At 61.3% G+C, this 22,235-nt stretch carries 22 protein-coding genes; 12 read left to right on the top strand and 10 right to left on the bottom strand.

The window, feature by feature from the left end; genetic code table 11:
• Positions 1 to 33: 33 nt before the first annotated feature.
• Complete coding sequence (locus VLA07_RS10805; protein ID WP_027610490.1) at positions 34 to 639, top strand: 5-formyltetrahydrofolate cyclo-ligase; 606 nt, start codon at positions 34 to 36, stop codon at positions 637 to 639.
• Positions 640 to 674: 35 nt separating this feature from the next.
• Here VLA07_RS10805 and VLA07_RS10800 read toward each other — a convergent pair whose 3' ends face one another.
• Complete coding sequence (locus VLA07_RS10800; protein ID WP_003229308.1) at positions 675 to 830, bottom strand: hypothetical protein; 156 nt, start codon at positions 828 to 830, stop codon at positions 675 to 677.
• A 197-nt stretch (positions 831 to 1,027) separates the two neighbouring features.
• Between VLA07_RS10800 and VLA07_RS10795 the strand changes: the two genes are divergently transcribed.
• The 4 genes from VLA07_RS10795 (at position 1,028) to VLA07_RS10780 (ending at position 6,405) form a co-directional block, all read left to right on the top strand.
• Entirely contained in the window at positions 1,028 to 1,477 is a 450-nt protein-coding gene (locus VLA07_RS10795; protein ID WP_183782975.1) for an EVE domain-containing protein, read from the top strand.
• A 121-nt stretch (positions 1,478 to 1,598) separates the two neighbouring features.
• Positions 1,599 to 2,564 (top strand): HlyD family secretion protein, encoded by a 966-nt coding sequence (locus VLA07_RS10790; protein WP_333989219.1) that lies wholly within the window; start codon positions 1,599 to 1,601, stop codon positions 2,562 to 2,564.
• The gene (gene rbbA / locus VLA07_RS10785; RefSeq protein WP_333989218.1) at positions 2,561 to 5,287 is read left to right on the top strand and encodes a ribosome-associated ATPase/putative transporter RbbA; all 2,727 of its coding nucleotides are present in this window, start codon (positions 2,561 to 2,563) and stop codon (positions 5,285 to 5,287) included. The genes VLA07_RS10790 and rbbA overlap by 4 nt, the downstream gene beginning before the upstream one ends.
• The gene (locus VLA07_RS10780; RefSeq protein WP_333989217.1) at positions 5,287 to 6,405 is read left to right on the top strand and encodes an ABC transporter permease; all 1,119 of its coding nucleotides are present in this window, start codon (positions 5,287 to 5,289) and stop codon (positions 6,403 to 6,405) included. Before rbbA ends, VLA07_RS10780 begins: the two co-directional genes overlap by 1 nt.
• 16 nt (positions 6,406 to 6,421) lie before the next feature.
• On the opposite strand, the gene VLA07_RS10775 is transcribed toward VLA07_RS10780, so the two are convergent.
• Positions 6,422 to 6,829 (bottom strand): flagellar basal body-associated protein FliL, encoded by a 408-nt coding sequence (locus VLA07_RS10775; protein ID WP_027610485.1) that lies wholly within the window; start codon positions 6,827 to 6,829, stop codon positions 6,422 to 6,424.
• A gap of 150 nt (positions 6,830 to 6,979) precedes the next feature.
• On the opposite strand from VLA07_RS10775, the gene VLA07_RS10770 reads away from it, so the two are divergent.
• Positions 6,980 to 7,957: an NADPH:quinone oxidoreductase family protein gene (locus tag VLA07_RS10770; RefSeq protein ID WP_247267238.1), complete on the top strand. Its 978-nt coding sequence runs from the start codon at positions 6,980 to 6,982 to the stop codon at positions 7,955 to 7,957.
• 14 nt (positions 7,958 to 7,971) lie between these two features.
• On the opposite strand, the gene VLA07_RS10765 is transcribed toward VLA07_RS10770, so the two are convergent.
• The gene (locus VLA07_RS10765) at positions 7,972 to 8,601 is read right to left on the bottom strand and encodes a flagellar basal body-associated protein FliL (RefSeq protein WP_333989216.1); all 630 of its coding nucleotides are present in this window, start codon (positions 8,599 to 8,601) and stop codon (positions 7,972 to 7,974) included.
• Positions 8,602 to 8,826: 225 nt separating this feature from the next.
• Between VLA07_RS10765 and glpT the strand changes: the two genes are divergently transcribed.
• Entirely contained in the window at positions 8,827 to 10,176 is a 1,350-nt protein-coding gene (gene glpT / locus VLA07_RS10760) for a glycerol-3-phosphate transporter (protein ID WP_027610481.1), read from the top strand.
• Here the strand turns inward: glpT and VLA07_RS10755 are convergent.
• Positions 10,152 to 10,820, bottom strand: a complete 669-nt coding sequence (locus tag VLA07_RS10755) for a gamma-glutamylcyclotransferase (RefSeq protein WP_047596692.1) — start codon at positions 10,818 to 10,820, stop codon at positions 10,152 to 10,154. The two genes, glpT and VLA07_RS10755, sit on opposite strands and share 25 nt — an antisense overlap.
• Positions 10,821 to 11,173: 353 nt before the next feature.
• Here VLA07_RS10755 and VLA07_RS10750 point away from each other — a divergent pair, with 353 nt between their 5' ends.
• Positions 11,174 to 11,647 (top strand): sn-glycerol-3-phosphate transporter, encoded by a 474-nt coding sequence (locus VLA07_RS10750; protein WP_333989215.1) that lies wholly within the window; start codon positions 11,174 to 11,176, stop codon positions 11,645 to 11,647.
• Positions 11,648 to 11,696: 49 nt separating this feature from the next.
• Here VLA07_RS10750 and VLA07_RS10745 read toward each other — a convergent pair whose 3' ends face one another.
• From VLA07_RS10745 to VLA07_RS10720, 6 genes are all read right to left on the bottom strand, one after another.
• On the bottom strand, positions 11,697 to 12,665 hold the full coding sequence (locus tag VLA07_RS10745) for a CDP-6-deoxy-delta-3,4-glucoseen reductase (protein WP_225136734.1): 969 nt from the start codon (positions 12,663 to 12,665) through the stop codon (positions 11,697 to 11,699).
• Entirely contained in the window at positions 12,665 to 14,131 is a 1,467-nt protein-coding gene (ubiD, locus tag VLA07_RS10740) for a 4-hydroxy-3-polyprenylbenzoate decarboxylase (protein WP_003229330.1), read from the bottom strand. The genes VLA07_RS10745 and ubiD overlap by 1 nt, the downstream gene beginning before the upstream one ends.
• Positions 14,132 to 14,200: 69 nt before the next feature.
• Positions 14,201 to 16,201, bottom strand: coding sequence for an acyltransferase family protein (locus tag VLA07_RS10735; RefSeq protein ID WP_333989214.1), 2,001 nt, complete (start codon positions 16,199 to 16,201; stop codon positions 14,201 to 14,203).
• 195 nt (positions 16,202 to 16,396) lie between these two features.
• A complete protein-coding gene (rho, locus tag VLA07_RS10730) occupies positions 16,397 to 17,656 on the bottom strand; it encodes a transcription termination factor Rho (protein ID WP_003229334.1) in 1,260 nt (419 codons plus the stop codon).
• 247 nt (positions 17,657 to 17,903) lie between these two features.
• Entirely contained in the window at positions 17,904 to 18,233 is a 330-nt protein-coding gene (trxA, locus tag VLA07_RS10725; protein ID WP_003177349.1) for a thioredoxin TrxA, read from the bottom strand.
• Between the two features lie 120 nt (positions 18,234 to 18,353).
• Positions 18,354 to 19,061, bottom strand: coding sequence for a FadR/GntR family transcriptional regulator (locus VLA07_RS10720; protein WP_097089549.1), 708 nt, complete (start codon positions 19,059 to 19,061; stop codon positions 18,354 to 18,356).
• 256 nt (positions 19,062 to 19,317) lie between these two features.
• Between VLA07_RS10720 and VLA07_RS10715 the strand changes: the two genes are divergently transcribed.
• From VLA07_RS10715 to VLA07_RS10700, 4 genes are read left to right on the top strand one after another with little or no spacing between them, the layout of a single operon-like run.
• Positions 19,318 to 20,103, top strand: coding sequence for a transporter substrate-binding domain-containing protein (locus VLA07_RS10715; RefSeq protein WP_096796124.1), 786 nt, complete (start codon positions 19,318 to 19,320; stop codon positions 20,101 to 20,103).
• Positions 20,104 to 20,125: 22 nt separating this feature from the next.
• The gene (locus VLA07_RS10710; protein ID WP_027610474.1) at positions 20,126 to 20,794 is read left to right on the top strand and encodes an amino acid ABC transporter permease; all 669 of its coding nucleotides are present in this window, start codon (positions 20,126 to 20,128) and stop codon (positions 20,792 to 20,794) included.
• On the top strand, positions 20,791 to 21,441 hold the full coding sequence (locus VLA07_RS10705; protein WP_095137639.1) for an amino acid ABC transporter permease: 651 nt from the start codon (positions 20,791 to 20,793) through the stop codon (positions 21,439 to 21,441). Before VLA07_RS10710 ends, VLA07_RS10705 begins: the two co-directional genes overlap by 4 nt.
• Positions 21,428 to 22,165: an amino acid ABC transporter ATP-binding protein gene (locus tag VLA07_RS10700; RefSeq protein WP_095137640.1), complete on the top strand. Its 738-nt coding sequence runs from the start codon at positions 21,428 to 21,430 to the stop codon at positions 22,163 to 22,165. Before VLA07_RS10705 ends, VLA07_RS10700 begins: the two co-directional genes overlap by 14 nt.
• Positions 22,166 to 22,235 lie beyond the last annotated feature (70 nt).

Genomic DNA, 22,235 nt, shown 5'->3' with positions numbered 1-22,235 from the left:
TGCGTTTTCGCCCTCACCTGCCGAAGCCGAACCATGACCGAACCTGCGCTGCTGCCCCGCCCGCAACTCCGCCGCCTGCTGCGCAAGGCGCGCCGCTCACTGACTCCCGCTGAACAACGACAAGCCGCCAAAGGCCTGTTCCGCCAACTGGCGCAAGACCCGCACTTCCGCCGGGCCCGACATATTTCGCTTTATCTGCCCACCGACGGTGAAATCGACCCGCGCCTGCTGCTGCGTGAAGCCCAGCGCCGCGGCAAAGCCACGTATCTGCCGGTGCTAAGCGCCTGGCCGCGAACCAAAATGGTGTTCCAGCGAATTCGCCCCGGCGACAAGCTCAAGCCCAATCGCTTCCGTATTCTTGAGCCTCGGGCCAATCTGGCTCGTCAGCGCAAGATCTGGACCCTGGATCTGGTGCTGTTGCCACTGGTGGGGTTTGACGATGTTGGCGGACGCCTGGGGATGGGCGGCGGATTCTACGACCGCAGTCTGGCGTACCTGGCCCGGCGCAAGAACTGGCGCAAGCCGACGTTGCTGGGCCTGGCCCATGAATGTCAGAAGGTCGAACGCCTGGCGCAGGCAAGCTGGGATGTACCGTTGCAAGGCACGGTCACCGATAAGGCGTGGTATTTCGCAGGATAGACGCCGCGCAGATCAGCGGCGTCGGGAAGGCAGTTTCAGCGTTTGAAGGCGGTCGACTGTTGGACCTGTTGCGCGACTTCAACCGGAGCATCGGTCTTGCTCGTCCACAGACTTTGCGCGTAACCGGTGGTCACGACGCCAAGGCCGAACAAAATAACCAAAGTCCATAGCAAATCCGGTTTGCGTTTCATCGATTGCCCCCCTCAAGGCACATCATCACGATGACAGCAGCGGTTTCCGTTCGTAGGCCGTGCAGCAGCGTCAAGCTTTAAAGGCCGGCATTTTGCGACAACGTGAACCCGGGCGCAAATGCTGACGTCAACCGACCGTCGGTTTGTCATAAAATTGCCCGACAACCTGCCCAATCACCGCTTGAGGAGCAAAAGACATGGCCTATTGGCTGATGAAATCCGAGCCTGACGAACTCTCGATCAAGGATCTGGAGAAACTCGGCAAAGCGCGCTGGGACGGGGTTCGCAACTATCAGGCGCGTAACTTCCTGCGGGCGATGGCGGTGGGCGATGAGTTCTTTTTCTACCACTCCAGTTGCCCGGAGCCGGGTATCGCCGGAATCGGCAAAATAATCGAGGCGGCGTACCCGGATCCCACCGCACTGGAACCCGAGAGCCATTACTTCGACCCGAAGGCCACACCCGAGAAAAACGCCTGGAGTGCGATTGATGTGGCACACGTCGAGACGTTTGCCCGGGTGCTGAAGCTCGATTACCTGAAACAGCAGACTGCGCTGGCCGAAATGCCGCTGGTGCAGAAAGGCAGTCGCCTGTCGGTCATGCCGGTGACGGCCGAACAGTGGGTCGCGGTACTCGGTTTGCGCTGAGAACTCGCCGGTCACGGTTTTTACCGACAAAAGGGGCTAGGCTTGGCGCTCATTTGACTGACATCAAGCGAATGGAACGCTTGAACAGTCAGACTGCAAGCCACTGCCGCAGGATGCCCCCATGTCGACGCACAGCCGTTCTTCACTTCTATACGCCGGTTCGCTCTTGGTATTACTCGCCATCGCTGGCGGACTCGGTTACTGGATGTCCATCAGCAGCCGCCTGGTCGAAGGACTGTCGATGGGCAACGGGCGGCTGGAAGCCACCGAAGTGCAGATCGCCAGCAAGACTCCCGGGCGCCTCGCCGAGGTGCTTGTGGATGAAGGCGACAAGGTCAGTAAAGGGCAACTGCTGGCGCGCATGGACACCCGCACCCTTGAAGCCCAGCGTAATCAGGCCGAAGCCGAAGTGTTGCGCGCCCGGGAGAATCTCAACGCCGCTCAGGCCAACGTGCAGTTGCGCCAGAGTGAACTGCTGCTGGCCCAGCAAGAGCTCGGGCGTTCGCAATCACTGTTCAAGCACGGTTATGTCAGCGCGCAGATCATCGATCAGCTGCAGTCACGTATCGGCACCGGTAATGCCGCCGTTGTCGCCGCCCGGGCCCAGGTGTCTGCTGTCAGTGCGGCGATTGGCGCGGCACAGGCTCAAGTCGCACAGTTGACCAGCGAGATTGACGACAGCAGTCTGCGCGCGCCGATTGATGGCGTGATTCAGCTGCGCATGGCCGAACCCGGCGAAGTGCTGGGGGCCGGTGGTCGCGTGCTGTTGCTGATCGATCCCAACGACCAGTACATGAACCTCTATCTGTCAGCCGCGGTGGCTGGGCGCCTGGCGGTGGGCGATGACGCTCGCGTGCTGCTCGATGCCTTGCCCGATAACCCGCTGCCGGCAAAAATCAGCTTCGTCGCAGCCAAATCGCAGTTCACTCCCAAAGAGGTCGAAACCCGCGACGAGCGGCAAAAACTGGTGTTCCGCGTCAAGCTGCGCCTGGTTCAGCCCAGCGCCGTGCCGCAGGCCAAACCCGGCATGCCCGGGGCCGGCTACGTGCGGATCGCGCCCGTCGAATGGCCGGCCAATCTGCAATGAGCGGCCTTGCGGTTCAAGCGAACGGTATCGCGCACCGCTACGGCAAACAGCAAGCGCTGAGCGATATCAGCTTCAGCCTGCCCGCCGGTACCCGCTGCGGGCTGATCGGCCCCGATGGCGCCGGCAAATCCAGCCTGCTGGGGTTGATTGCCGGCGTGAAGACCTTGCAGCAAGGGCAACTGGAGGTGCTCGGTGGCGCGATCGAGGAGCGCCGGCATCGCGACACACTCTATGCGCGCATCGCCTTCATGCCGCAGGGGCTGGGCGGCAACTTGTACCCCGAGCTGTCGATCCGCGAAAACATCCAGTTCTTTTCGACGCTGTTCGGCCTGTCCAAGGCTGAAAGCGAGCAGCGCATGCACAGCCTGTTGCTCGCCACGGATCTGCTGAAGTTCGCCGAGCGCCCCGCCGGCAAGTTGTCCGGCGGCATGAAGCAGAAACTCGGGCTGTGCTGCGCGCTGATCCATGAACCGGATCTGCTGATCCTCGATGAGCCGACCACCGGCGTCGACCCGCTCTCGCGCCGGCGCTTCTGGGAGTTGGTCGACGATGTGCGACGCCAGCGCCCGCAACTGACGCTGCTGGTCGCCACGGCCTATATGGAAGAAGCCGAGCAGTTCGAGCATTGCCTGATGCTCGATGCCGGCAAGTTGATCGCCACCGGCCTGAGCCGCGAACTGGCGAACGTCACCCCCAGCGGCAAACTCGATGACGCCTTCACCCATTTTCAGGGTGACAGCCAGCATGACGCTCAGCCGCTGGTGATTCCACCGCGCACCGGCAACAGCAGCGACATCGCCATCGAAGCCCACGACCTGACGCTGCGCTTCGGCGATTTCACCGCTGTGGATCACGTCAGTTTTGCCATTGGGCGTGGCGAGATTTTCGGCTTTCTTGGCTCCAACGGCTGCGGCAAGACCACCACCATGAAAGTCCTGACCGGTTTGATGCCGGCCAGCGAAGGCAGTGCAACGCTGCTCGGCAACCCGGTGAACGCCAAGGATCTGGCCACGCGCAAGCGGGTTGGCTTCATGTCGCAGAGTTTTTCGTTGTATGGCGAACTCAGTGTGCGGCAGAACCTCGAACTGCACGCGCGACTGTTCGATCTGCCAAAAACCGAGAGTGCACAACGCATCGAGGCATTGATTCAGCGCTTCAATCTGCTCGCGGTCGCCGACCAGCCATCCGGGGCATTGCCATTGGGGCTGCGCCAGCGTCTGTCACTGGCGGTGGCGGTGCTGCACCGCCCGGAGGTGCTGATTCTCGATGAGCCGACTTCCGGCGTCGATCCGGCAGCCCGTGATGACTTCTGGCGGCTGTTGATCGAGTTGTCCCGCGAACAGGGCGTGACGATCTTCCTCTCCACGCACTTCATGAACGAAGCGCAGCGCTGCGACCGCATCTCGCTGATGCACGCCGGCAAGGTCCTCGCCTGCGACACCCCGGCGGCGCTGCAACGCCAGTTTGCGGGAGAGACGCTGGAAGCGGCCTTCGTCACTTGCCTGGAACAGGCTCAGGGCGCTCAGCCATCAGCGCCTGTGGCCGAACCGCAAATGGCGTCGCCGAGCGCAGCGACAACACCGCTGCCCCGTCACGGTTTCAGCCTCGGTCGCCTGTTGGCCGTGGCCAGTCGCGAAGGCAAGGAGCTGTTGCGCGATAAAGTGCGCATGGCGTTCGCCTTGGCCGGGGCGATTCTCATGATGGTGATCTTCGGTTACGGCATCTCGCTGGACGTGGAAAACCTCGCGTTTGCCGTGTACGACCAGGATCAGACGCCGCAGAGCCGAGCTTATCTGGAGGCGTTTCGCGGCTCCCGGTACTTCGACGAACAGCCGGCCATTCATGACCCGCAGGAACTGCACCGGCGCCTGCAACGCTCGGAAATCAAACTGGCGCTTGAGATTCCCCCCGGATTCGGCCGCGATCTGTACGCCGGGCGCCAACCCGCTGTGGCGGCGTGGCTGGATGGCGGCATGCCGTTTCGCGCCGAAACCAGCCGCAATTATGTTGAAGCCGTACACATGGGCAATCTGCAACAGTTGGCCGAACAAAGTAGCCCGGCGCTGGCCCACCCGGCGGCCGCCAGCCTGGAAACCCGCTTTCGCTACAACCAGGACGTGGTCAGCGTCAACGCCATCGGCCCCGGGGTCATGGCGCTGATTCTGGCGTTCATTCCGGCGATGCTCACGGCGCTCGGCATCGTCCGCGAAAAAGAGCTGGGCTCGATCACCAACTTCTACGCCACGCCCCTGACCCGCCTCGAGTTTCTGCTGGGCAAACAGGCGCCGTATCTGCTGATCAGCCTGGTCAATCTCGCGTTGCTGGTGGCGATGAATCGCTGGCTGTTCGGCGTGCCGTTCAAGGGCAGCCTGCTGACGCTGGCGTTCGGCGGCCTGCTGTACGTGTTGGCGACCACCAGCATGGGCCTGCTGATCTCGGCGTTCACCCGCACGCAAATTGCCGCGATCCTCGGCACCATGATCATCACCAGCCTGCCGACCATCCAGTTCTCCGGGCTGATCGTGCCGCGCTCTTCACTGGAGGGCGCGGCAGCGATTATGGGCATGCTGTTTCCGGCGGGGCACTTCCTCGACATCGCGGTGGGTACGTTCACCAAGGCGCTGGACTTGCGTCAGCTGTGGCCACAGTGCCTGGCGCTGTTCGGGTTCTTTGTCGGGTTCACCGGGCTGAGCCTGATCATGCTGAAAAAGCAGGAGGCCTGATGCACAAGTTCGCGCACATCCTGCGCCTGGGACTTAAGGAACTGACCAGCCTGCGCCATGACAGCGTGTTGCTGCTGTTCCTGTTCTACGCCTTCACTGTGGCCATTTACATGCCCGCCGCCGGTTCGGTGATCGGCGTGCACAACGCCAGCGTGGCGATCGTCGACGAAGACCACAGCGCTCTTTCGCGCCAGCTGGCCCAGGCCCTGCAGCCGCCGGAATTCCAGACGCCGGTGTTGTTGCCTTATGCGCAGCTGGACCAAGTGATGGACAGCGGCCAGTACACCTTCGTGATCAATATTCCGGCGGGCTTTCAAACCGACCTGCTGGCGGCGCGGCAACCGGCGATTCAGGTCAACGTCGATGCCACGGCCATGAGCCAGGCGTTCATGGGCGCCGGCTACATCAGCCGGATCTTCCAGCGCGAACTGCTCGACTATGCCGGTCAGGGCGGTGCAGCGGCCAAGGTACCCGTGCAACTGACCACCCGCGCGCTGTTCAACACCAATCTGGAAGGGGGCTGGTTTCTGGCGGTAATTCAGATCGTCAACAACATCACCATTCTGGCGATCATCCTCACCGGCACGGCGCTGCTGCGCGAACGCGAACACGGCACGCTCGACCATTTGCTGGTGCTGCCGCTGACGGCGCTGGAAATCATGCTGGCGAAAATCTGGAGCAACCTACTGGTGGTGGTGCTGTGCACCTGGCTGTCGCTGGAAGTGGTGGTCAAAGGCCTGCTGGGTGTGCCGTTGGCCGGCTCGATGAGCCTGTTTTTGCTGGTGACTGCGGTTTATCTGTTTGCCAGTACCGCGTTGGGTATCTTTCTGGCGACGCTGGCGCGCTCGACGCCGCAGTTCGGCCTGCTGGCAATTCCGGTGATCATCCCGATGTTGCTGCTGTCGGGAGGCAGCACGCCATTGGACAGCATGCCGCAGTGGCTGCAATGGGTGATGCAGGGCTCGCCGTCCACGCATTTCGTCAGCCTCAGCGCCGCGATTCTGTTTCGCGATGCCGGGCTGAGCGTGGTCTGGCCGGACTTGCTGGCGCTGACGGCCATCGGCCTGCTGTTCTTCGTTATCGCCCTGGCGCGCTTTCGCAAAAGCCTGGCGTCCTGAACAGCGGCCAGCATGGTTATTGAATGATCAGGTTGTTGAACAACAGATCTTCAACCACCGGCTTGCCGGTCTCGTCATTCATCACTTGCTGGGTCTGCTTCAGGGCTTCCTGACGCAGCTTTTCCTTGCCTTCGATGCTGCCCATCGCCTCGGTGGTCTGCTGAGTGAACAGCGCCACCAGTTGATTGCGAATCAGCGGCTCGTTGGCCTTGACCAGTTTGGTCGCCTCTTCGCCCGTCACACGCAGCGCCACATCGGCCTTGTAGACCTTGAGCTTCGGTGTGCCGTCCAGCCCGTAGTTGCCCACGAACGGCGGGCTCAGGGTGATGTAGTTGACCTTCGGCGCCTCGCCTTCTTTGGCTTCTTCGGCCAGCGCTGCCACAGGCAGAGACAGGGCCAGCAACAACATGATCCACGCTTTCACAATTCGCTCCTTATCCGGTTTGCGGCCTAGCATAACGACCCGCCGCGCAAGCACAAGCTTATGGCTGACTATCAGGGCCGGGCATGCTCGTTGACCCGTTGACTGACACACCTACACTTATCGGCCATCACTCCCAAAGGAATAGCCCTGATGAAAGCCGTGCTGTGCAAAGCCTTCGGCCCTGCCGAATCGCTGGTGCTGGAAGACGTCGCCAGTCCTGTCGCGAAGAAGAACGAAATCCTGCTGGAGGTGCACGCCGCCGGGGTCAACTTCCCGGACACGCTGATCATCGAGGGCAAGTATCAGTTCAAGCCGCCCTTCCCGTTTTCGCCGGGGGGCGAAGCGGCCGGCGTGGTCAGCGCCGTCGGTGAGAAAGTCAGCCACCTGAAAGTCGGCGACCGGGTCATGGCCCTGACCGGTTGGGGCAGCTTCGCCGAACAGGTCGCGGTGCCGGGTTACAACGTGCTGCCGATCCCGCCGTCGATGGATTTCAACACCGCCGCCGCGTTCAGCATGACCTACGGCACTTCGATGCACGCCCTCAAGCAACGGGCCAACCTGCAACCGGGCGAGACCCTGCTGGTGCTCGGCGCTTCCGGTGGCGTCGGTCTGGCGGCGGTGGAAATCGGTAAAGCCATGGATGCCCGGGTCATTGCCGCCGCCAGCAGTGCAGAGAAACTCGCCGTGGCCAAGGCCGCCGGTGCCGATGAACTGATCAACTACAGCGAAACCAGCCTCAAGGACGAAATCAAACGCCTCACCGACGGCCAGGGCGCCGACGTGATCTACGACCCGGTCGGCGGCGACCTGTTTGACCAGGCCATCCGCGCCATCGCCTGGAACGGTCGCCTGCTGGTGGTCGGCTTCGCCAGCGGTCGCATTCCCGAACTGCCGGTCAACCTCGCGCTGCTCAAGGGCGCCGCGGTACTCGGCGTGTTCTGGGGCTCCTTCGCCCAGCGCCAGCCGCAGGACAACGCGGCGAACTTCCAGCAACTGTTCGGCTGGTTCGCCGAGGGCAAGTTGAAACCGCTGGTGTCACAGGTGTATCCGTTGAGCAATGCGGCGCAGGCGATCAACGATCTGGGGCAGCGCAAGGCGGTGGGCAAGGTGGTGGTGCAGGTGCGCTGAAACCGTAGTCCGTTTCAGCCGCCGGGCGATGGTGCCGCGTCGCCCGGCAACAGGTGCTCCTGCACCTTCAGACTGCGCGACGGAATCAGCCGACCCTTGTCGTCGAAGCGCAGGACGATCAGCCAGTCAAAGACCTCATCCGGCCATTTTTCCTGGCCCATCAGGGCTGTGGGGTCACCGCCAAAGGCTTTGAGCAGTTTATTGATATGGCCGTGGTGCCAGGCAATCAGCACCGTCTGCGCCTGATTGCTCTTGCGCAACAGTTTGACCAGTTGATGCAGGTCGCCATTGACGTAGGGCTGCTCGATCGCAAGGTTCAAGCGCTGGGCCAGCGGGGTCAGGGTCAGGCGTGAACGCGAACTTTCCGGGGTATCGCCGGCAGCGATCAAACGCTGGGGGGTGAACGTCTGGCCGTCGAGTTTCAGCGGATTGAAATAGTCGACGTAGGCGGCGGCGCGTTGCTCGCCTCGGGCATTGAGCACCGATCCTGTATCCGGTTTTTCCGCATGCCGAATGATCAGCACCGTGGCGTTGCGCAGACCGGAATGAGAAGGATGATCGGTGACGATCAATGTCAGCAACACGACGGCAAGTCCCGCTGCCACCAAAAATCTCGGCACCAACATGCGAACCTTCAGTGACATTGCTTATCTCGGCTGATCAATCGGCTGAACGGGCCGCGAGTCTAAGTCACTCCATGTAGATAAGTGGTGAAAACGCCCTGTTCTTACAGCTGAGCGACAGGTTCGTAAAAGAACGCGCGAATTCCAACATTTCCCCTATTTTGCCAATGCGAACCGGTGCTATTTTCGGTAACGAAACTGTAACATTCGCATCCGCAGTCAAAACAAGAAATCTGGAGCTCTTGAATGTTTGCTTTCTTTCGTCCTGCCGCACATCAGGCTCCATTGCCTGAAGAAAAAATAGACAGTACTTACCGACGCCTGCGCTGGCAGATCTTCGCCGGTATCTTCTTTGGCTACGCGGGTTACTACCTGCTGCGCAAAAACTTCTCGCTGGCCATGCCGTACCTGATCGACGAAGGCTACAGCCGTGGCGATCTGGGGCTGGCGATGTCGGCCATCGCCATTGCCTACGGTCTGTCGAAGTTCCTGATGGGCCTGGTGTCCGACCGTTCCAACCCGCGTTACTTCCTGCCGTTCGGCCTGCTGGTGTCGGCCGGGGTGATGTTCATTTTCGGTTTTGCGCCGTGGGCGACGTCCAGCGTGACCATGATGTTCATCCTGCTGTTCATCAACGGCTGGGCCCAAGGCATGGGCTGGCCGCCGAGCGGACGCACCATGGTGCACTGGTGGTCGCAGAAGGAACGTGGCGGCGTGGTTTCGGTGTGGAACGTGGCGCATAACGTCGGTGGCGGTCTGATCGGCCCGCTGTTCCTGATCGGCATGGGCCTGTTCAATGACTGGCACGCAGCCTTCTACGTTCCGGCAGCGGTGGCGCTGGGCGTGGCGGTGTTTGCCTTCATCACCATGCGCGACACCCCGCAATCGGTCGGCCTGCCGCCGATCGAGAAGTACAAGAACGATTACCCGGAAGGCTACGACGCCAGCCACGAAGACGAATTCAGCGCCAAGGAAATTTTCGTCAAATACGTGCTGCGCAACAAAATGCTCTGGTACATCGCCATGGCCAACGTGTTCGTTTACCTGCTGCGCTACGGCGTACTGGATTGGGCGCCGACCTACCTGAAAGAAGCCAAAGGTTTCACCGTGGATAAAACCTCGTGGGCCTATTTCTTCTACGAGTGGGCGGGCATTCCGGGCACGCTGCTGTGCGGCTGGATGTCGGACAAGATCTTCCGTGGCAATCGTGGCCTGACCGGCATGGTGTTCATGGCGCTGGTGACCGTGGCGACGCTGGTGTACTGGCTGAACCCGGCCGGCAACCCGACGGTGGACATGATCGCGCTGTTCTCGATCGGCTTCCTGATCTATGGCCCGGTGATGCTGATCGGCCTGCAGGCGCTGGAACTGGCACCGAAGAAAGCCGCCGGTACGGCAGCGGGCTTTACCGGTCTGTTCGGCTATCTGGGGGGGTCGGTCGCGGCGAGTGCGGCGATGGGCTACACCGTTGACCACTTCGGCTGGAACGGTGGTTTTGTCCTGCTGGTGGGCGCTTGCCTGCTGTCGATGGCCTTCCTGGCCCCGACCCTGTGGCACAAGCAAGTCGCCAGTCAGAGCCGCGAAGCCGTCGCCTGATCGGCTTTTGACTGACAGCGCTTGAGCCGCGCCTCCAGATTTCGATCCGGCATGGCGTGGCTGCGCAGGGCGTGGGCGGTCTGCTCGACATAATCACGAGTGGTGCCGTAACGCCCGCAAGCGCTTTCGAACACCTGGCTCAGCACGTGATCCGGCAAGTTGCCGGCATAGCTGGGCAGGTGTCGCTCCAGAACAAATCCCAACGCCTGCACCTGACTGCCATCTTCGAGCCGGCAGTTCAGCCAGTGCGGGCGATAGGACGGGAACGGCATCTCGCGTTTCCACAGCGCGTACAGCGCAGCGTCGAGGTTCTCTTCCGGCAGCCGATAGGCGAAGCCGCTGCATGAACCGCCGCGATCCAGACCAAATACCAGCCCGGGCATTTCCGGCGTTCCGCGATGCTCATGCGACCACAGGTACAAGCCACGATGGTAGCCATGGACTCGTCCGCGCACCCGCTCCACCGCCGTACATTCCGGGCGCCAGATCAGCGAACCGTAGGCGAACAGCCACACCGGGCCGCCCTTGTGGCGCGCCATGGTCGATTGCATCGAGACGAGAAGTTGTTCGTGGGTCAGCTGCGGCCCCAGATCGAGCCGCGGAGGGTAAGCCAGATTCACAAAAGCAGATTCAATGGCTGTCATGACGGAAGTGTTCGGCCCCGCAAGTATTACAAGATGTAAGCACAATTCGCTGGATAGAACATATAGCAGTAACTGTAAAACGAAAAGTGCTAAAGGATGTATGGCCTGCCCGATAGCGCTACTGGGGGTTATCAGCCCCGGCTATGCGGCTTTATATAGCCTAATACCATTGCAGAAATATCTTAAATACCCGAATGAAATATGCATAAGCCTTCGCTTGTTCAGGTTTCGTTCATGAAGGCGCGGGAAACTTCCTACTAAAATGTCGGACTTTCTTTCTTCTCCGTCGCTGAACGCCTACGTATAACGGCCTTCCTCTGGCGCAAGCCATCCCGTTTAACCGAGGCTGCTCAATGAAAATCCCGAGACTATTGACCGCATTACTGATGACTCAGGCCGGCCATGCATTGGCCGAGGACGATGCGCAAGGCAAAGGTTTCTGGTATGCCCAGACCAGTGTCTACACCCGACATTACTCGCCCGACCCCGAACACAATAATCATCAGGACTTGATCGGCATCGAACGCAATCAGGCTTCCGGCTGGGTATTTGGCGGGGCAACTTTCCGCAATTCGTTTCGTCAGCGTTCGAACTATGCTTATGTCGGCAAGCGCTATGACAGCAGCGAATATCCGCTGTATCTGAAACTCACGGGTGGGCTGTTGCAGGGTTATCGCGGTGATTACAAGGACAAGATTCCTTTGAACCGCTACGGCGTTGCGCCGGTGATCATTCCGTCCGTCGGGACTCACTACGGCCCATTGGCCGCCGAGCTGGTATTTCTCGGCGCCAATGCGGCGATGGTGACTAGCGGCGTGCGTTTCTAGAAGCGCGGCTCAGGCGCGGGACGCAAGAGCTCGGCTCAATTCGCGCTGCTCAAGAGCGCGGCGCATACGCAAATACATCGGCGCGCATCTGGTGCGCATCCATCCCGGCTTCCACCAGCGCATCCAGCGTGCCGTAGACCATCGCCGGCGAGCCGCTGGCGTAGACGTGCAGGGACTTCAGATCGGCGAAGTCTTCACACACGGCCTGGTGCAACATCCCGCAGCGCCCTTCCCAACCGCACTGGTCGCTGACGACTTTGTGCAGGAACAGATTGGGCAGCTTCAACCATTCGTCCCAATGTTCAATCTCGTAGAAATCTTCCGGACGGCGTACACCCCAATACAGATGCACCGGGTGTTTGAAGCCGTTGGCGCGGCAGTGTTCGATCAGGCTGTGGATCTGGCCCATGCCGGTACCGGCGGCGATCAACACCAGCGGCCCGTCGGGCAACTCGGCGAGGTGAGTGTCGCCGAACGGCAATTCGACGCGCACCAGCGGGTTGCGCTGCAGTTGCTCGATCAGACTCAGGGCACTGGCTTCGCGGGCCAGTACGTGGATTTCCAGATCGCGCCCGCCGTGCGGCGCCGAGGCCATTGAGAACGCCGACTTCTCGCCGTTTTCACGCTCGATCATCAGGTACTGCCCGGCGTGATAACGCGGCGGCTTGCCGGCCGGCGCACGCAGACGCACGCGCCAGGTGTCGCCACCGACATCCCGGCATTCGATGACCTGACACGACAGGCTGCGCACCGGCAGTTCTCCCAGCGCGAGCACGCCATCCCACAGCAGGACGCAGTCTTCCAGCGGCTCGGCTATGCAAGTGTAGAACTCGCCGTGGTCGTGCACCTTGCCGGCCTGCTCGACCCGGCCTTCCACCAACAGCGCCGCACACACGTGGCAATTGCCATTGCGACAGCTTTGCGGACATTCATAGCCCAGGCGCCGCGCACCATCGAGAATCCGCTCGCCGGGCCGTATCTCAAGCACCGCTCCGGAGGGCTGCAGGGTTACACGCATCAATCTATTCCTAACTGATTCCAGATGGCATCGATCCGCTGGGTGACGGCGTCGTCCTTGACGATTACGCGGCCCCACTCGCGAGTGGTTTCGCCCGGCCACTTGTGGGTGGCATCCAGGCCCATTTTCGAGCCCAGGCCGGACACCGGCGAGGCGAAGTCGAGGTAGTCGATCGGCGTGTTGTCGATCATCACTGTGTCGCGCTTGGGGTCCATGCGCGTGGTGATGGCCCAGATCACGTCGTTCCAGTCCCGGGCGTTGATATCGTCGTCAGTGACGATAACGAACTTGGTGTACATGAACTGTCGCAAAAACGACCAGACACCGAGCATCACGCGCTTGGCATGCCCCGGATACGACTTCTTCATCGTCACCACGGCCATGCGGTACGAGCAGCCTTCGGGCGGCAGATAGAAATCGGTGATCTCCGGGAACTGCTTCTGCAGGATCGGCACGAACACTTCGTTCAGCGCCACACCAAGGATCGCCGGCTCATCCGGTGGACGGCCGGTGTAGGTGCTGTGATAGATCGGCTTGATCCGATGGGTGATGCGTTCGACGGTGAACACCGGGAAGCTGTCGACTTCGTTGTAGTAACCGGTGTGGTCGCCGTACGGGCCTTCGTCGGCCATTTCGCCCGGATGAATCACGCCTTCGAGGATGATCTCGGCAGTGGCCGGCACTTGCAGGTCGTTGCCACGGCACTTGACCAGCTCGGTGCGGTTACCGCGCAACAGGCCGGCGAAAGCGTATTCGGAGAGACTGTCCGGCACCGGCGTCACGGCGCCGAGGATGGTCGCAGGGTCGGCGCCCAGCGCCACGGAGACCGGGAATGGCTGGCCCGGATGCTTCTCGCACCACTCACGGAAGTCCAGCGCACCGCCACGGTGGCTGAGCCAGCGCATGATCACCTTGTTGCGGCCGATCACTTGCTGACGGTAGATACCGAGGTTCTGGCGGTCCTTGTTCGGGCCTTTGGTGACAGTCAGGCCCCAGGTGATCAGCGGGCCGACGTCGCCGGGCCAGCAGGTCTGCACCGGCAGCATCGCCAGGTCGACGTCGTCGCCTTCGATGACCACTTCCTGGCACACCGCGTCTTTGACGACTTTGGGCGCCATCGAGATGATCTTGCGGAAGATCGGCAGTTTCGACCACGCGTCCTTCAAGCCCTTCGGTGGCTCCGGCTCCTTGAGGAAAGCCAGCAGCTTGCCGATCTCGCGCAGTTCGCTGACCGACTCGGCGCCCATGCCCATGGCCACCCGCTCCGGGGTGCCAAACAGGTTGCCGAGCACCGGGATGTCGTAGCCGGTCGGCTTCTCGAACAGCAGCGCCGGGCCCTTGGCCCGCAGCGTACGGTCGCACACCTCGGTCATTTCCAGCACCGGCGAGACGGGAATCTGGATGCGTTTCAACTCTCCGCGCTGCTCAAGCTGCTGCACGAAATCCCGAAGATCCTTGAATTTCATTGACGATGGCACCCTCAAAATAGGCGTACATCCTACCTGCTATGCAGCCCTGTGGCAGCCTGTCGCTGCTTACTTGGCTGCATTCGTCTGCGCTTTGCCAAGGTTTTCCCGGGCTTGCAGTCCGATAAACAGCGGCTCGAGGATCGGCGCCACAAACCGCGCACCGACTTCGGACAGGTGGTTGTCATCGGTGTACAGCGAGTAGCCGCCGAGTTCGGCGTGACACAGGCCGTTTTCATCACACAGTCGCGGCGCCGGATCGACCACGCGCACCGCCGGATCATTCTGCGCCAACTGCGCGAACAACTGACTGATGAACACCTGACGCTTGTGGTGCGCCTCGACGGCCAGTCCGACGTCATCCACCGGACGATCGAGCATCGCCAGCCGCGTCAGCCGATACGGCGGGCTGAACGCCTGCAACGGCGCCTCTTTCACCAGCCATACGCGATGCCCGGCTGCCCGCAATTGTGCGACGCGAGTGCGCAGGCCTTCGGCAAAACGCTGCTCGGCCTCGGCGCGATCGTAACGACCGTCTGGCGTTCTCAAGACATGCCCGAGATCACCCTTGGCATCGCCGTACAGGTACAGGCTCCAGCGGGCGACCAGCACCACATCGCTGATCGCCTGGGTTTTCAGCCCCTGCTCGACCCGCTTGTTGAAGCGCGCGCAAACCCCGTCATGCTCCAGCCCATCGACCGGAATGCACCCTGGAGAACTGGCCAGAATCACGCTGACACCGTGAGCTTTGGCACCGTCATCGAACACCGGGATCAGCGCCGTGGCATGGCTGTCGCCCCAGACCATCGCGCGGGTCGGCAGATCCGCCACGCCGTAATGGCAGAACAGCTTGTCGTCAGGGGTCTTGTCGTCCGCCAGACATGCCATCAGCTCCGGCCGCCACTCGCGGCCCTTGGCATATTGCAGCGCCTGCTCGGACAAGCGCCATGGCAGGCCATCGGTCCAGCGCAGCGATTGCCCGGCCAGACCGAGCACCAGGATCCCGCAGAAACCGGCCAGCAGAATCTGCCGACGACCGGCGAGCAGGCGCCGTTCACGGAACGGCGTTTCGACGAACTTCCATGACAGATAACCCAGCACCAGGGTCAGCAGAATCAACCCGGCCGTGTCGAGCGCGCCCGGCTCATCGACACTGGCGTAGCTGGAAAACACGAATACCGGCCAGTGCCACAAATACCAGGAATAGGAGATCAGCCCGAGGCCGACCATCACCCGACTGCTCAACAATTGACCAACCAGCGTTTCGCGATGACCGTTGGCCAGAATCAGCAGCACCACGCCCAGCACCGGCAGCAACGCGGTGACACCCGGGAACGGCGTCGACTTGTCATAGGCAAACACCGCCAGCAGGATCAACCCCATGCCGAGCAGGCTCAAGGCCTGGGCGGCCTGCGGTTTCAAGCGCCAGGCGTGTTTCGGCGCAATCGCCAGCATCGCCCCGGCGAGCAACTCCCAGGCGCGCATCGGCAGCAGGAAGAAGGCTTTCTCCGGATGATGCTGGATCGCCCACACACTCAGCCCGAACGACACCAGCAGCACGCCGAACAGCGCCAGCCGCCAGTGTTTCAGGCGGCTCGAGAGCAACGTCAGCAGCAGCGGGAAGAAGATGTAGAACTGCTCCTCCACCGCCAGTGACCACGTGTGCAACAGCGGTTTCAGGTCAGAGGCAACGTCGAAGTAGCCGTCCTGACGCATGAACAGGATGTTCGAGACGAACGTCACCTGATAGCGCACAGAACGCCCCAGCTCTTCGTAGTCCTTGGGCGCCAGCAGGAACCAGCCCACCGCCAGCACCGCAATGATCATCGCGAACAGCGCCGGCAGAATCCGCCGCGCACGCCGCGCCCAGAACTCGACGAAGCTGAAACGGCCAGCCTGACGCTGATTCCAGATGATCGAGGTGATGAGGTAGCCGGAAATCACGAAGAACACGTCCACGCCGACAAAACCGCCGGTAAACCCCGGGACGCCAAAATGGAACAGCACCACGGCGATCACCGCGACTGCTCGCAGGCCGTCGATATCCCTTCGATAAGCGAGTGTGCTCATAAAATCTTTAATGCCAATCAGGTGGTTGTTTTTTGTACAGCTCGAGCCTTATTCACAGAGGCTCCGAGCGCTGTTTGTGGGTTGCCCGATCACAGACCTTACCAGATCAGGAACCTCCCATTGCCGGGGTAAATTTCATGCAAAAAAAAGGCGCCCCCCAAAGGGGCGCCCTTTTTATCGGTTCAACCGGCGATGTTACTTGCGCTTCATCGACAGGAAGAACTCGTCGTTGGTCTTGGTCGTTTTCAGCTTGTCGACCAGGAACTCGATGGCAGCCACTTCGTCCATCGGGTGCAGCAGCTTGCGCAGGATCCACATGCGCTGCAGTTCGTCGTCGGCGGTCAGCAACTCTTCGCGGCGGGTGCCGGAACGGTTGATATTGATGGCCGGGAAGACGCGCTTTTCCGCAATCTTGCGGTCCAGAGGCAGTTCCATGTTGCCGGTACCCTTGAACTCTTCGTAGATCACTTCGTCCATCTTCGAGCCGGTTTCAACCAGCGCGGTGGCGATAATGGTCAGCGAGCCGCCTTCTTCGATGTTGCGCGCAGCACCGAAGAAACGCTTCGGTTTCTCCAGGGCGTGAGCATCGACACCACCGGTCAGCACCTTGCCGGAGCTCGGGATCACGGTGTTGTAGGCACGGGCCAGACGGGTGATGGAGTCGAGCAGGATCACCACGTCCTTCTTGTGTTCGACCAGGCGCTTGGCCTTCTCGATCACCATTTCGGCAACCTGCACGTGACGGGTCGGCGGTTCGTCGAAGGTCGAGGCAACCACTTCGCCGCGCACGGTGCGCTGCATTTCGGTTACTTCTTCCGGACGTTCGTCGATCAACAGCACGATCAGGTGAACTTCAGGATTGTTACGGGCGATGTTCGCCGCGATGTTCTGCAGCATGATCGTCTTGCCGGCTTTCGGCGGTGCAACGATCAGACCACGCTGGCCTTTGCCGATCGGGGCGCACAGGTCGATCACACGACCGGTCAAGTCTTCGGTGGAACCGTTGCCGGCTTCCATCTTCATGCGCACGGTCGGGAACAGCGGGGTCAGGTTCTCGAAGAGAATCTTGTTCTTCGCGTTCTCCGGACGATCGAAGTTGATCGTGTCGACCTTGAGCAGAGCGAAGTAACGCTCGCCTTCCTTCGGAGGGCGGATCTTGCCAACGATGGTGTCACCGGTGCGCAAGTTGAAACGACGGATCTGGCTCGGCGAGACGTAGATATCGTCCGGGCCGGCGAGGTAGGAAGCGTCAGCGGAGCGCAGGAAGCCGAAGCCGTCCTGGAGAATCTCCAGCACGCCATCACCGGAGATTTCCTCGCCGCTTTTCGCGTGCTTTTTCAGCAGGGAGAAAATCACGTCCTGCTTGCGCGAACGGGCCATATTTTCTATGCCCATCTGTTCGGCCAATTCGAGCAGTTCGGTAATCGGCTTTTGCTTGAGTTCAGTCAGATTCATATAGGAATGACGTAATCATTTATGGAGGGGGGAAATTAAGCTTTTGGCTTAATGAGGCCGCGCCGCGGAGAAGGCGACAGGATCGCGAACTTGTTCGAAAAGGAGTGCGTCGGCGACGGCTAGCAGGGGGCAGTGGAGAAACCAGTGCGGGGCCGAATGTACCACCTGAGTTTCGGAGCGTCTAGCCCTGAATACGCAAAAAGCCCCGCATATTGCGAGGCTTTTTTTCGGCGATTTACTGCGACGCTTAGATGTTGGCGTCGAGGAAAGCAGCCAGTTGCGACTTCGACAGGGCGCCGACCTTGGTCGCTTCAACGTTGCCGTTCTTGAACAGCATCAGCGTCGGGATACCACGCACGCCGTGCTTGGCCGGGGTTTCCTGGTTTTCGTCAATGTTCAGTTTGGCGATGGTCAGCTTGCCTTTGTAAGTCTCGGCAATCTCGTCCAGAACCGGAGCGATCATTTTGCAAGGGCCGCACCATTCAGCCCAGTAGTCGACCAGTACAGCGCCTTCGGCCTTGAGTACGTCGGCTTCGAAGCTGGCGTCGCTAACGTGTTTGATAAGATCGCTGCTCATGGAATTCTCCAGGTTGTAAGCAAAAAAACGTGGCCCATCATAGCCGCCCTTCCCTTGTTCAGGAAGCCGCAGTTGATTGAGTCTTGCTATGGCACTCGATGAGTTTGGGTATAGCCCAAGTCACGCCGTGGCGGGGGCAATGAAGGAAATTCCGGTGCGCAGGGCCGCATTGCGCACGTGCTCCTGCATGGCCTTCTGGGCCGCAGCGGACGCCCGGCGCGCGAGGGCACGAAGGATCTTGCGGTGCTCCTGCCAGGTTTCCATCGCCCGTTCGGCGCGGATGAACGGTAGCTTCTGGCTCTCCAGAAAGATCTCGGCGCTGGCGGTGAGGATGCTCAGCATCGCCTGATTGCCGCTGGCCAGCAGGATGCGCCGGTGGAATTCGAAGTCGAGTTTCGCCGCGGCCTCGAAGTCGCCGGCCTTCAATTGCTCGCGCATCGCCGCAACGTTGTCCTCCAGCGCATCCAGGTCAAACGTGCTTAAGGTCACCGCCGCCAGCCCGGCGGCAAAACCCTCCAGCGCATAGCGCAACTGAAAGATGTCCAGTGGCGAGGCCTGCGCTGCGAACGGCCAGCCCGGCGCATTGTCACCCTGCGCAATGTCCACCGGTGCCTGCACGAACACGCCTTTGCCCGGCTGGATGCTGACCACGCCCAGCGCACTGAGCGACGACAGCGCCTCGCGCAACGACGCCCGACTGACCCCCAGTTGCACCGCCAGATCCCGTTGCGACGGCAACGCATCGCCCGCACCGAAACCCTGCTCGGTGATCAGTTTGCGTATGGCTTGCAGCGCCACTTCGGGTACGGCGCGGGAGATCGAGTTCATGGTTTTTCAGACGAGCCAGGCCAAGGTGCGGCTAGTTGTAAAGCTATTCGCCGGATCCGGCAAGTCGTGCCCCAGCGGGGTTCGGCGCCCGCTGCCGATGCGCCATCGGGGTGCGAAAAACAACCTGACTGTTCAGACCAGTAAGACCGAATAAACCCGGCAAACCCGCGGCCTGCCGGGGATAAATCCGGGTATTGGCACGGCCCGTGCTCTGTCCGATCGCAGAAATCACTTCCCGTCGATCCGGAGATTTGCCATGACCCTGCGTTACCGAGCCCTCCTCGCCGCTCTGTTTTCCAGCCTGATGCTGAGCCAGATCCCCGCCCACGCCGATGGCCTGGAAGACGTGGTCAAACGCGGCACACTGAAAGTTGCCGTGCCTCAGGACTTCCCGCCATTCGGCTCGGTCGGCCCGGACATGAAACCCCGTGGCCTGGATATCGACACGGCGAAGCTGCTGGCTGATCAACTTAAGGTCAAACTCGAACTGACCCCGGTCAACAGCACCAACCGCATCCCGTTCCTCACCACCGGCAAGGTCGACCTGGTGATCTCCAGCCTCGGCAAGAACCCGGAGCGCGAGAAAGTCATCGACTTCTCCCACGCCTACGCGCCTTTCTACCTCGCGGTGTTCGGCCCGCCTGATGCCGCCGTCACTACGCTCGACGACCTCAAGGGCAAAACCATCAGCGTCACCCGTGGCGCCATCGAAGACATCGAGCTGACCAAGGTCGCCCCCGAAGGCGTGACCATCAAGCGCTTCGAGGACAATAACTCGACCATCGCCGCCTACCTCGCCGGCCAGGTCGATCTGATCGCCAGCGGCAACGTGGTGATGGTGGCGATCAGCGAGAAGAACCCGAAACGCGTGCCGGCGCTGAAAGTGAAGCTCAAGGATTCGCCGGTCTACGTCGGCGTGAACAAGAACGAGCCCGCGCTGCTGGGCAAGGTCAACGAGATCCTCGCCACCGCCAAGGCTGACGGCGCGCTGGAGAAAAACTCGCAGACCTGGCTCAAAGAGCCCCTGCCGGCCGACCTCTGATCGGTCGCGCGGGAGACAATCGATGGCTTATCAGTTCGATTTCATGCCGGTGGTGCAAAACACCGACCTGCTGCTGCGCGGCGCCCTGTTCACCCTGGAGCTGACGGCGATTGGCGCGCTGTTCGGGGTCGGCGTGGGCATCGTCGGCGCGCTGGTGCGGGCGTGGAACATCCGCCCTTTCTCGGCACTCTTCGGCGTCTACGTCGAGTTGATCCGCAACACGCCATTTCTGGTGCAACTGTTCTTCATCTTCTTCGGCCTGCCATCCCTCGGGGTGCAGATTTCCGAGTGGCAGGCGGCGGTGCTGGCGATGGTGATCAACCTCGGTGCTTATTCGACCGAGATCATCCGCGCCGGCATCCAGGCGATTCCGCGCGGACAACTGGAAGCCGCTGCCGCACTGGCGATGAGCCGTTTCGAAGCGTTCCGCCATGTGGTCCTGCTGCCGGCGCTGGGCAAGGTCTGGCCGGCCCTGAGCAGCCAGATCATCATCGTCATGCTCGGCTCGGCGGTGTGTTCGCAGATCGCCACCGAGGAGCTGAGCTTCGCTGCCAACTTCATTCAGTCGCGCAACTTCCGCGCCTTTGAAACCTATGCGCTGACCACGCTGATCTACCTGTGCATGGCTCTGCTAATCCGCCAATTGCTGAACTGGATCGGCCGCCGCTATATCGCGAGGAGCAGCCAATGAGCGACTTCACCTTCTGGGACATCCTGCGCAACCTGCTCACCGGCCTGCAATGGACGCTGGCATTGTCGCTGGTGGCGTTCATTGGCGGCGGGATCGTCGGGCTGCTGATTCTGATCATGCGCATCTCGAAAAACCCGTTGCCGAGCAATATCGCCCGCACCTGGATCGAGCTGTTCCAGGGCACACCGCTGCTGATGCAGCTGTTTCTGGTGTTCTTCGGCGTGGCGCTGGCCGGAATCGAGATCTCGCCGTGGATGGCGGCAGCCATTGCCCTGACATTGTTCACCAGCGCCTATCTGGCGGAGATCTGGCGCGGTTGCGTCGAAGCGATCCCCAATGGCCAGTGGGAAGCCTCGTCGAGCCTGGCGCTGAATCCGCTGGAGCAGTTGCGCTACGTGATCCTGCCGCAGGCGCTACGCATCGCCGTGGCGCCGACCGTGGGCTTCTCGGTGCAGGTGGTCAAGGGCACTGCGGTGACCTCGATCATCGGTTTCACCGAGCTGACCAAGACCGGCGGCATGCTCGCCAACGCCACCTTCGAACCGTTCATGGTCTACGGCCTCGTTGCCCTCGGCTACTTCCTGCTCTGCTACCCCTTGTCGCTCAGTGCGCGCTACCTGGAAAGGAGACTGCATGCCTCTGCTTAGAATTTCCGCCCTGCATAAATACTACGGCGATCACCACGTACTCAAAGGCATCGACCTGAGCGTCGAGGAAGGCCAGGTGGTGGCGATCATCGGCCGCAGCGGCTCGGGCAAATCGACCCTGCTGCGCACCCTCAACGGCCTGGAGTCAATCAACGACGGAGTGATCGAAGTCGACGGCGAATACCTCGACGCCGCCCGCGCCGACCTGCGCAGCCTGCGGCAGAAAGTCGGCATGGTGTTCCAGCAGTTCAACCTGTTCCCGCACCTGACCGTCGGCGAGAACGTGATGCTCGCGCCGCAAGTGGTGCAGAAAGTACCGAAGGCCAAGGCGGCCGAACTGGCGCGCAAGATGCTCGAACGCGTCGGGCTGGGGGAGAAGTTCGACGCCTTCCCGGATCGGTTGTCCGGCGGACAGCAACAGCGCGTGGCGATTGCCCGGGCACTGGCGATGTCGCCGAAAGTGTTGCTGTGCGACGAGATCACCTCGGCGCTGGACCCGGAGCTGGTCAATGAAGTGCTCGCCGTGGTCAGGCAACTGGCCAAGGAAGGCATGACGCTGATCATGGTCACCCACGAAATGCGCTTTGCCCGCGAGGTCGGGGACAAACTGGTGTTCATGCACCATGGCAAGGTGCATGAGGTGGGGGATCCGAAGGTGTTGTTTGCCAATCCGCAGACGGCGGAGCTGGCGAATTTCATTGGCACGGTGGAAGCGACAGCCTGAAATAGCCCGCAGTGATGGGGCGGACGCCTTCGCGAGCAGGCTCGCTCCCACAGGGATCTCTGTTGGACCA

The organism is Pseudomonas sp. S3(2024), from assembly GCF_036861315.1.
In the GTDB taxonomy this organism is placed as follows: domain Bacteria; phylum Pseudomonadota; class Gammaproteobacteria; order Pseudomonadales; family Pseudomonadaceae; genus Aquipseudomonas; species Aquipseudomonas putida_A.
This window is presented reverse-complemented; position numbering and strand designations above follow the sequence as displayed.

Bases quoted from the DNA above. Each gene is read 5' to 3' on its own strand.
- VLA07_RS10805 (WP_027610490.1), top strand. From the start codon at position 34: ATGACCGAACCTGCGCTGCTGCCCCGCCCGCAACTCCGCCGCCTGCTG.
- VLA07_RS10800 (WP_003229308.1), bottom strand. From the start codon at position 830: ATGAAACGCAAACCGGATTTGCTATGGACTTTGGTTATTTTGTTCGGC.
- VLA07_RS10795 (WP_183782975.1), top strand. From the start codon at position 1,028: ATGGCCTATTGGCTGATGAAATCCGAGCCTGACGAACTCTCGATCAAG.
- VLA07_RS10790 (WP_333989219.1), top strand. From the start codon at position 1,599: ATGTCGACGCACAGCCGTTCTTCACTTCTATACGCCGGTTCGCTCTTG.
- rbbA (WP_333989218.1), top strand. From the start codon at position 2,561: ATGAGCGGCCTTGCGGTTCAAGCGAACGGTATCGCGCACCGCTACGGC.
- VLA07_RS10780 (WP_333989217.1), top strand. From the start codon at position 5,287: ATGCACAAGTTCGCGCACATCCTGCGCCTGGGACTTAAGGAACTGACC.
- VLA07_RS10770 (WP_247267238.1), top strand. From the start codon at position 6,980: ATGAAAGCCGTGCTGTGCAAAGCCTTCGGCCCTGCCGAATCGCTGGTG.
- VLA07_RS10765 (WP_333989216.1), bottom strand. From the start codon at position 8,601: ATGTCACTGAAGGTTCGCATGTTGGTGCCGAGATTTTTGGTGGCAGCG.
- glpT (WP_027610481.1), top strand. From the start codon at position 8,827: ATGTTTGCTTTCTTTCGTCCTGCCGCACATCAGGCTCCATTGCCTGAA.
- VLA07_RS10755 (WP_047596692.1), bottom strand. From the start codon at position 10,820: ATGACAGCCATTGAATCTGCTTTTGTGAATCTGGCTTACCCTCCGCGG.
- VLA07_RS10750 (WP_333989215.1), top strand. From the start codon at position 11,174: ATGAAAATCCCGAGACTATTGACCGCATTACTGATGACTCAGGCCGGC.
- VLA07_RS10745 (WP_225136734.1), bottom strand. From the start codon at position 12,665: ATGCGTGTAACCCTGCAGCCCTCCGGAGCGGTGCTTGAGATACGGCCC.
- ubiD (WP_003229330.1), bottom strand. From the start codon at position 14,131: ATGAAATTCAAGGATCTTCGGGATTTCGTGCAGCAGCTTGAGCAGCGC.
- VLA07_RS10735 (WP_333989214.1), bottom strand. From the start codon at position 16,201: ATGAGCACACTCGCTTATCGAAGGGATATCGACGGCCTGCGAGCAGTC.
- rho (WP_003229334.1), bottom strand. From the start codon at position 17,656: ATGAATCTGACTGAACTCAAGCAAAAGCCGATTACCGAACTGCTCGAA.
- trxA (WP_003177349.1), bottom strand. From the start codon at position 18,233: ATGAGCAGCGATCTTATCAAACACGTTAGCGACGCCAGCTTCGAAGCC.
- VLA07_RS10720 (WP_097089549.1), bottom strand. From the start codon at position 19,061: ATGAACTCGATCTCCCGCGCCGTACCCGAAGTGGCGCTGCAAGCCATA.
- VLA07_RS10715 (WP_096796124.1), top strand. From the start codon at position 19,318: ATGACCCTGCGTTACCGAGCCCTCCTCGCCGCTCTGTTTTCCAGCCTG.
- VLA07_RS10710 (WP_027610474.1), top strand. From the start codon at position 20,126: ATGGCTTATCAGTTCGATTTCATGCCGGTGGTGCAAAACACCGACCTG.
- VLA07_RS10705 (WP_095137639.1), top strand. From the start codon at position 20,791: ATGAGCGACTTCACCTTCTGGGACATCCTGCGCAACCTGCTCACCGGC.
- VLA07_RS10700 (WP_095137640.1), top strand. From the start codon at position 21,428: ATGCCTCTGCTTAGAATTTCCGCCCTGCATAAATACTACGGCGATCAC.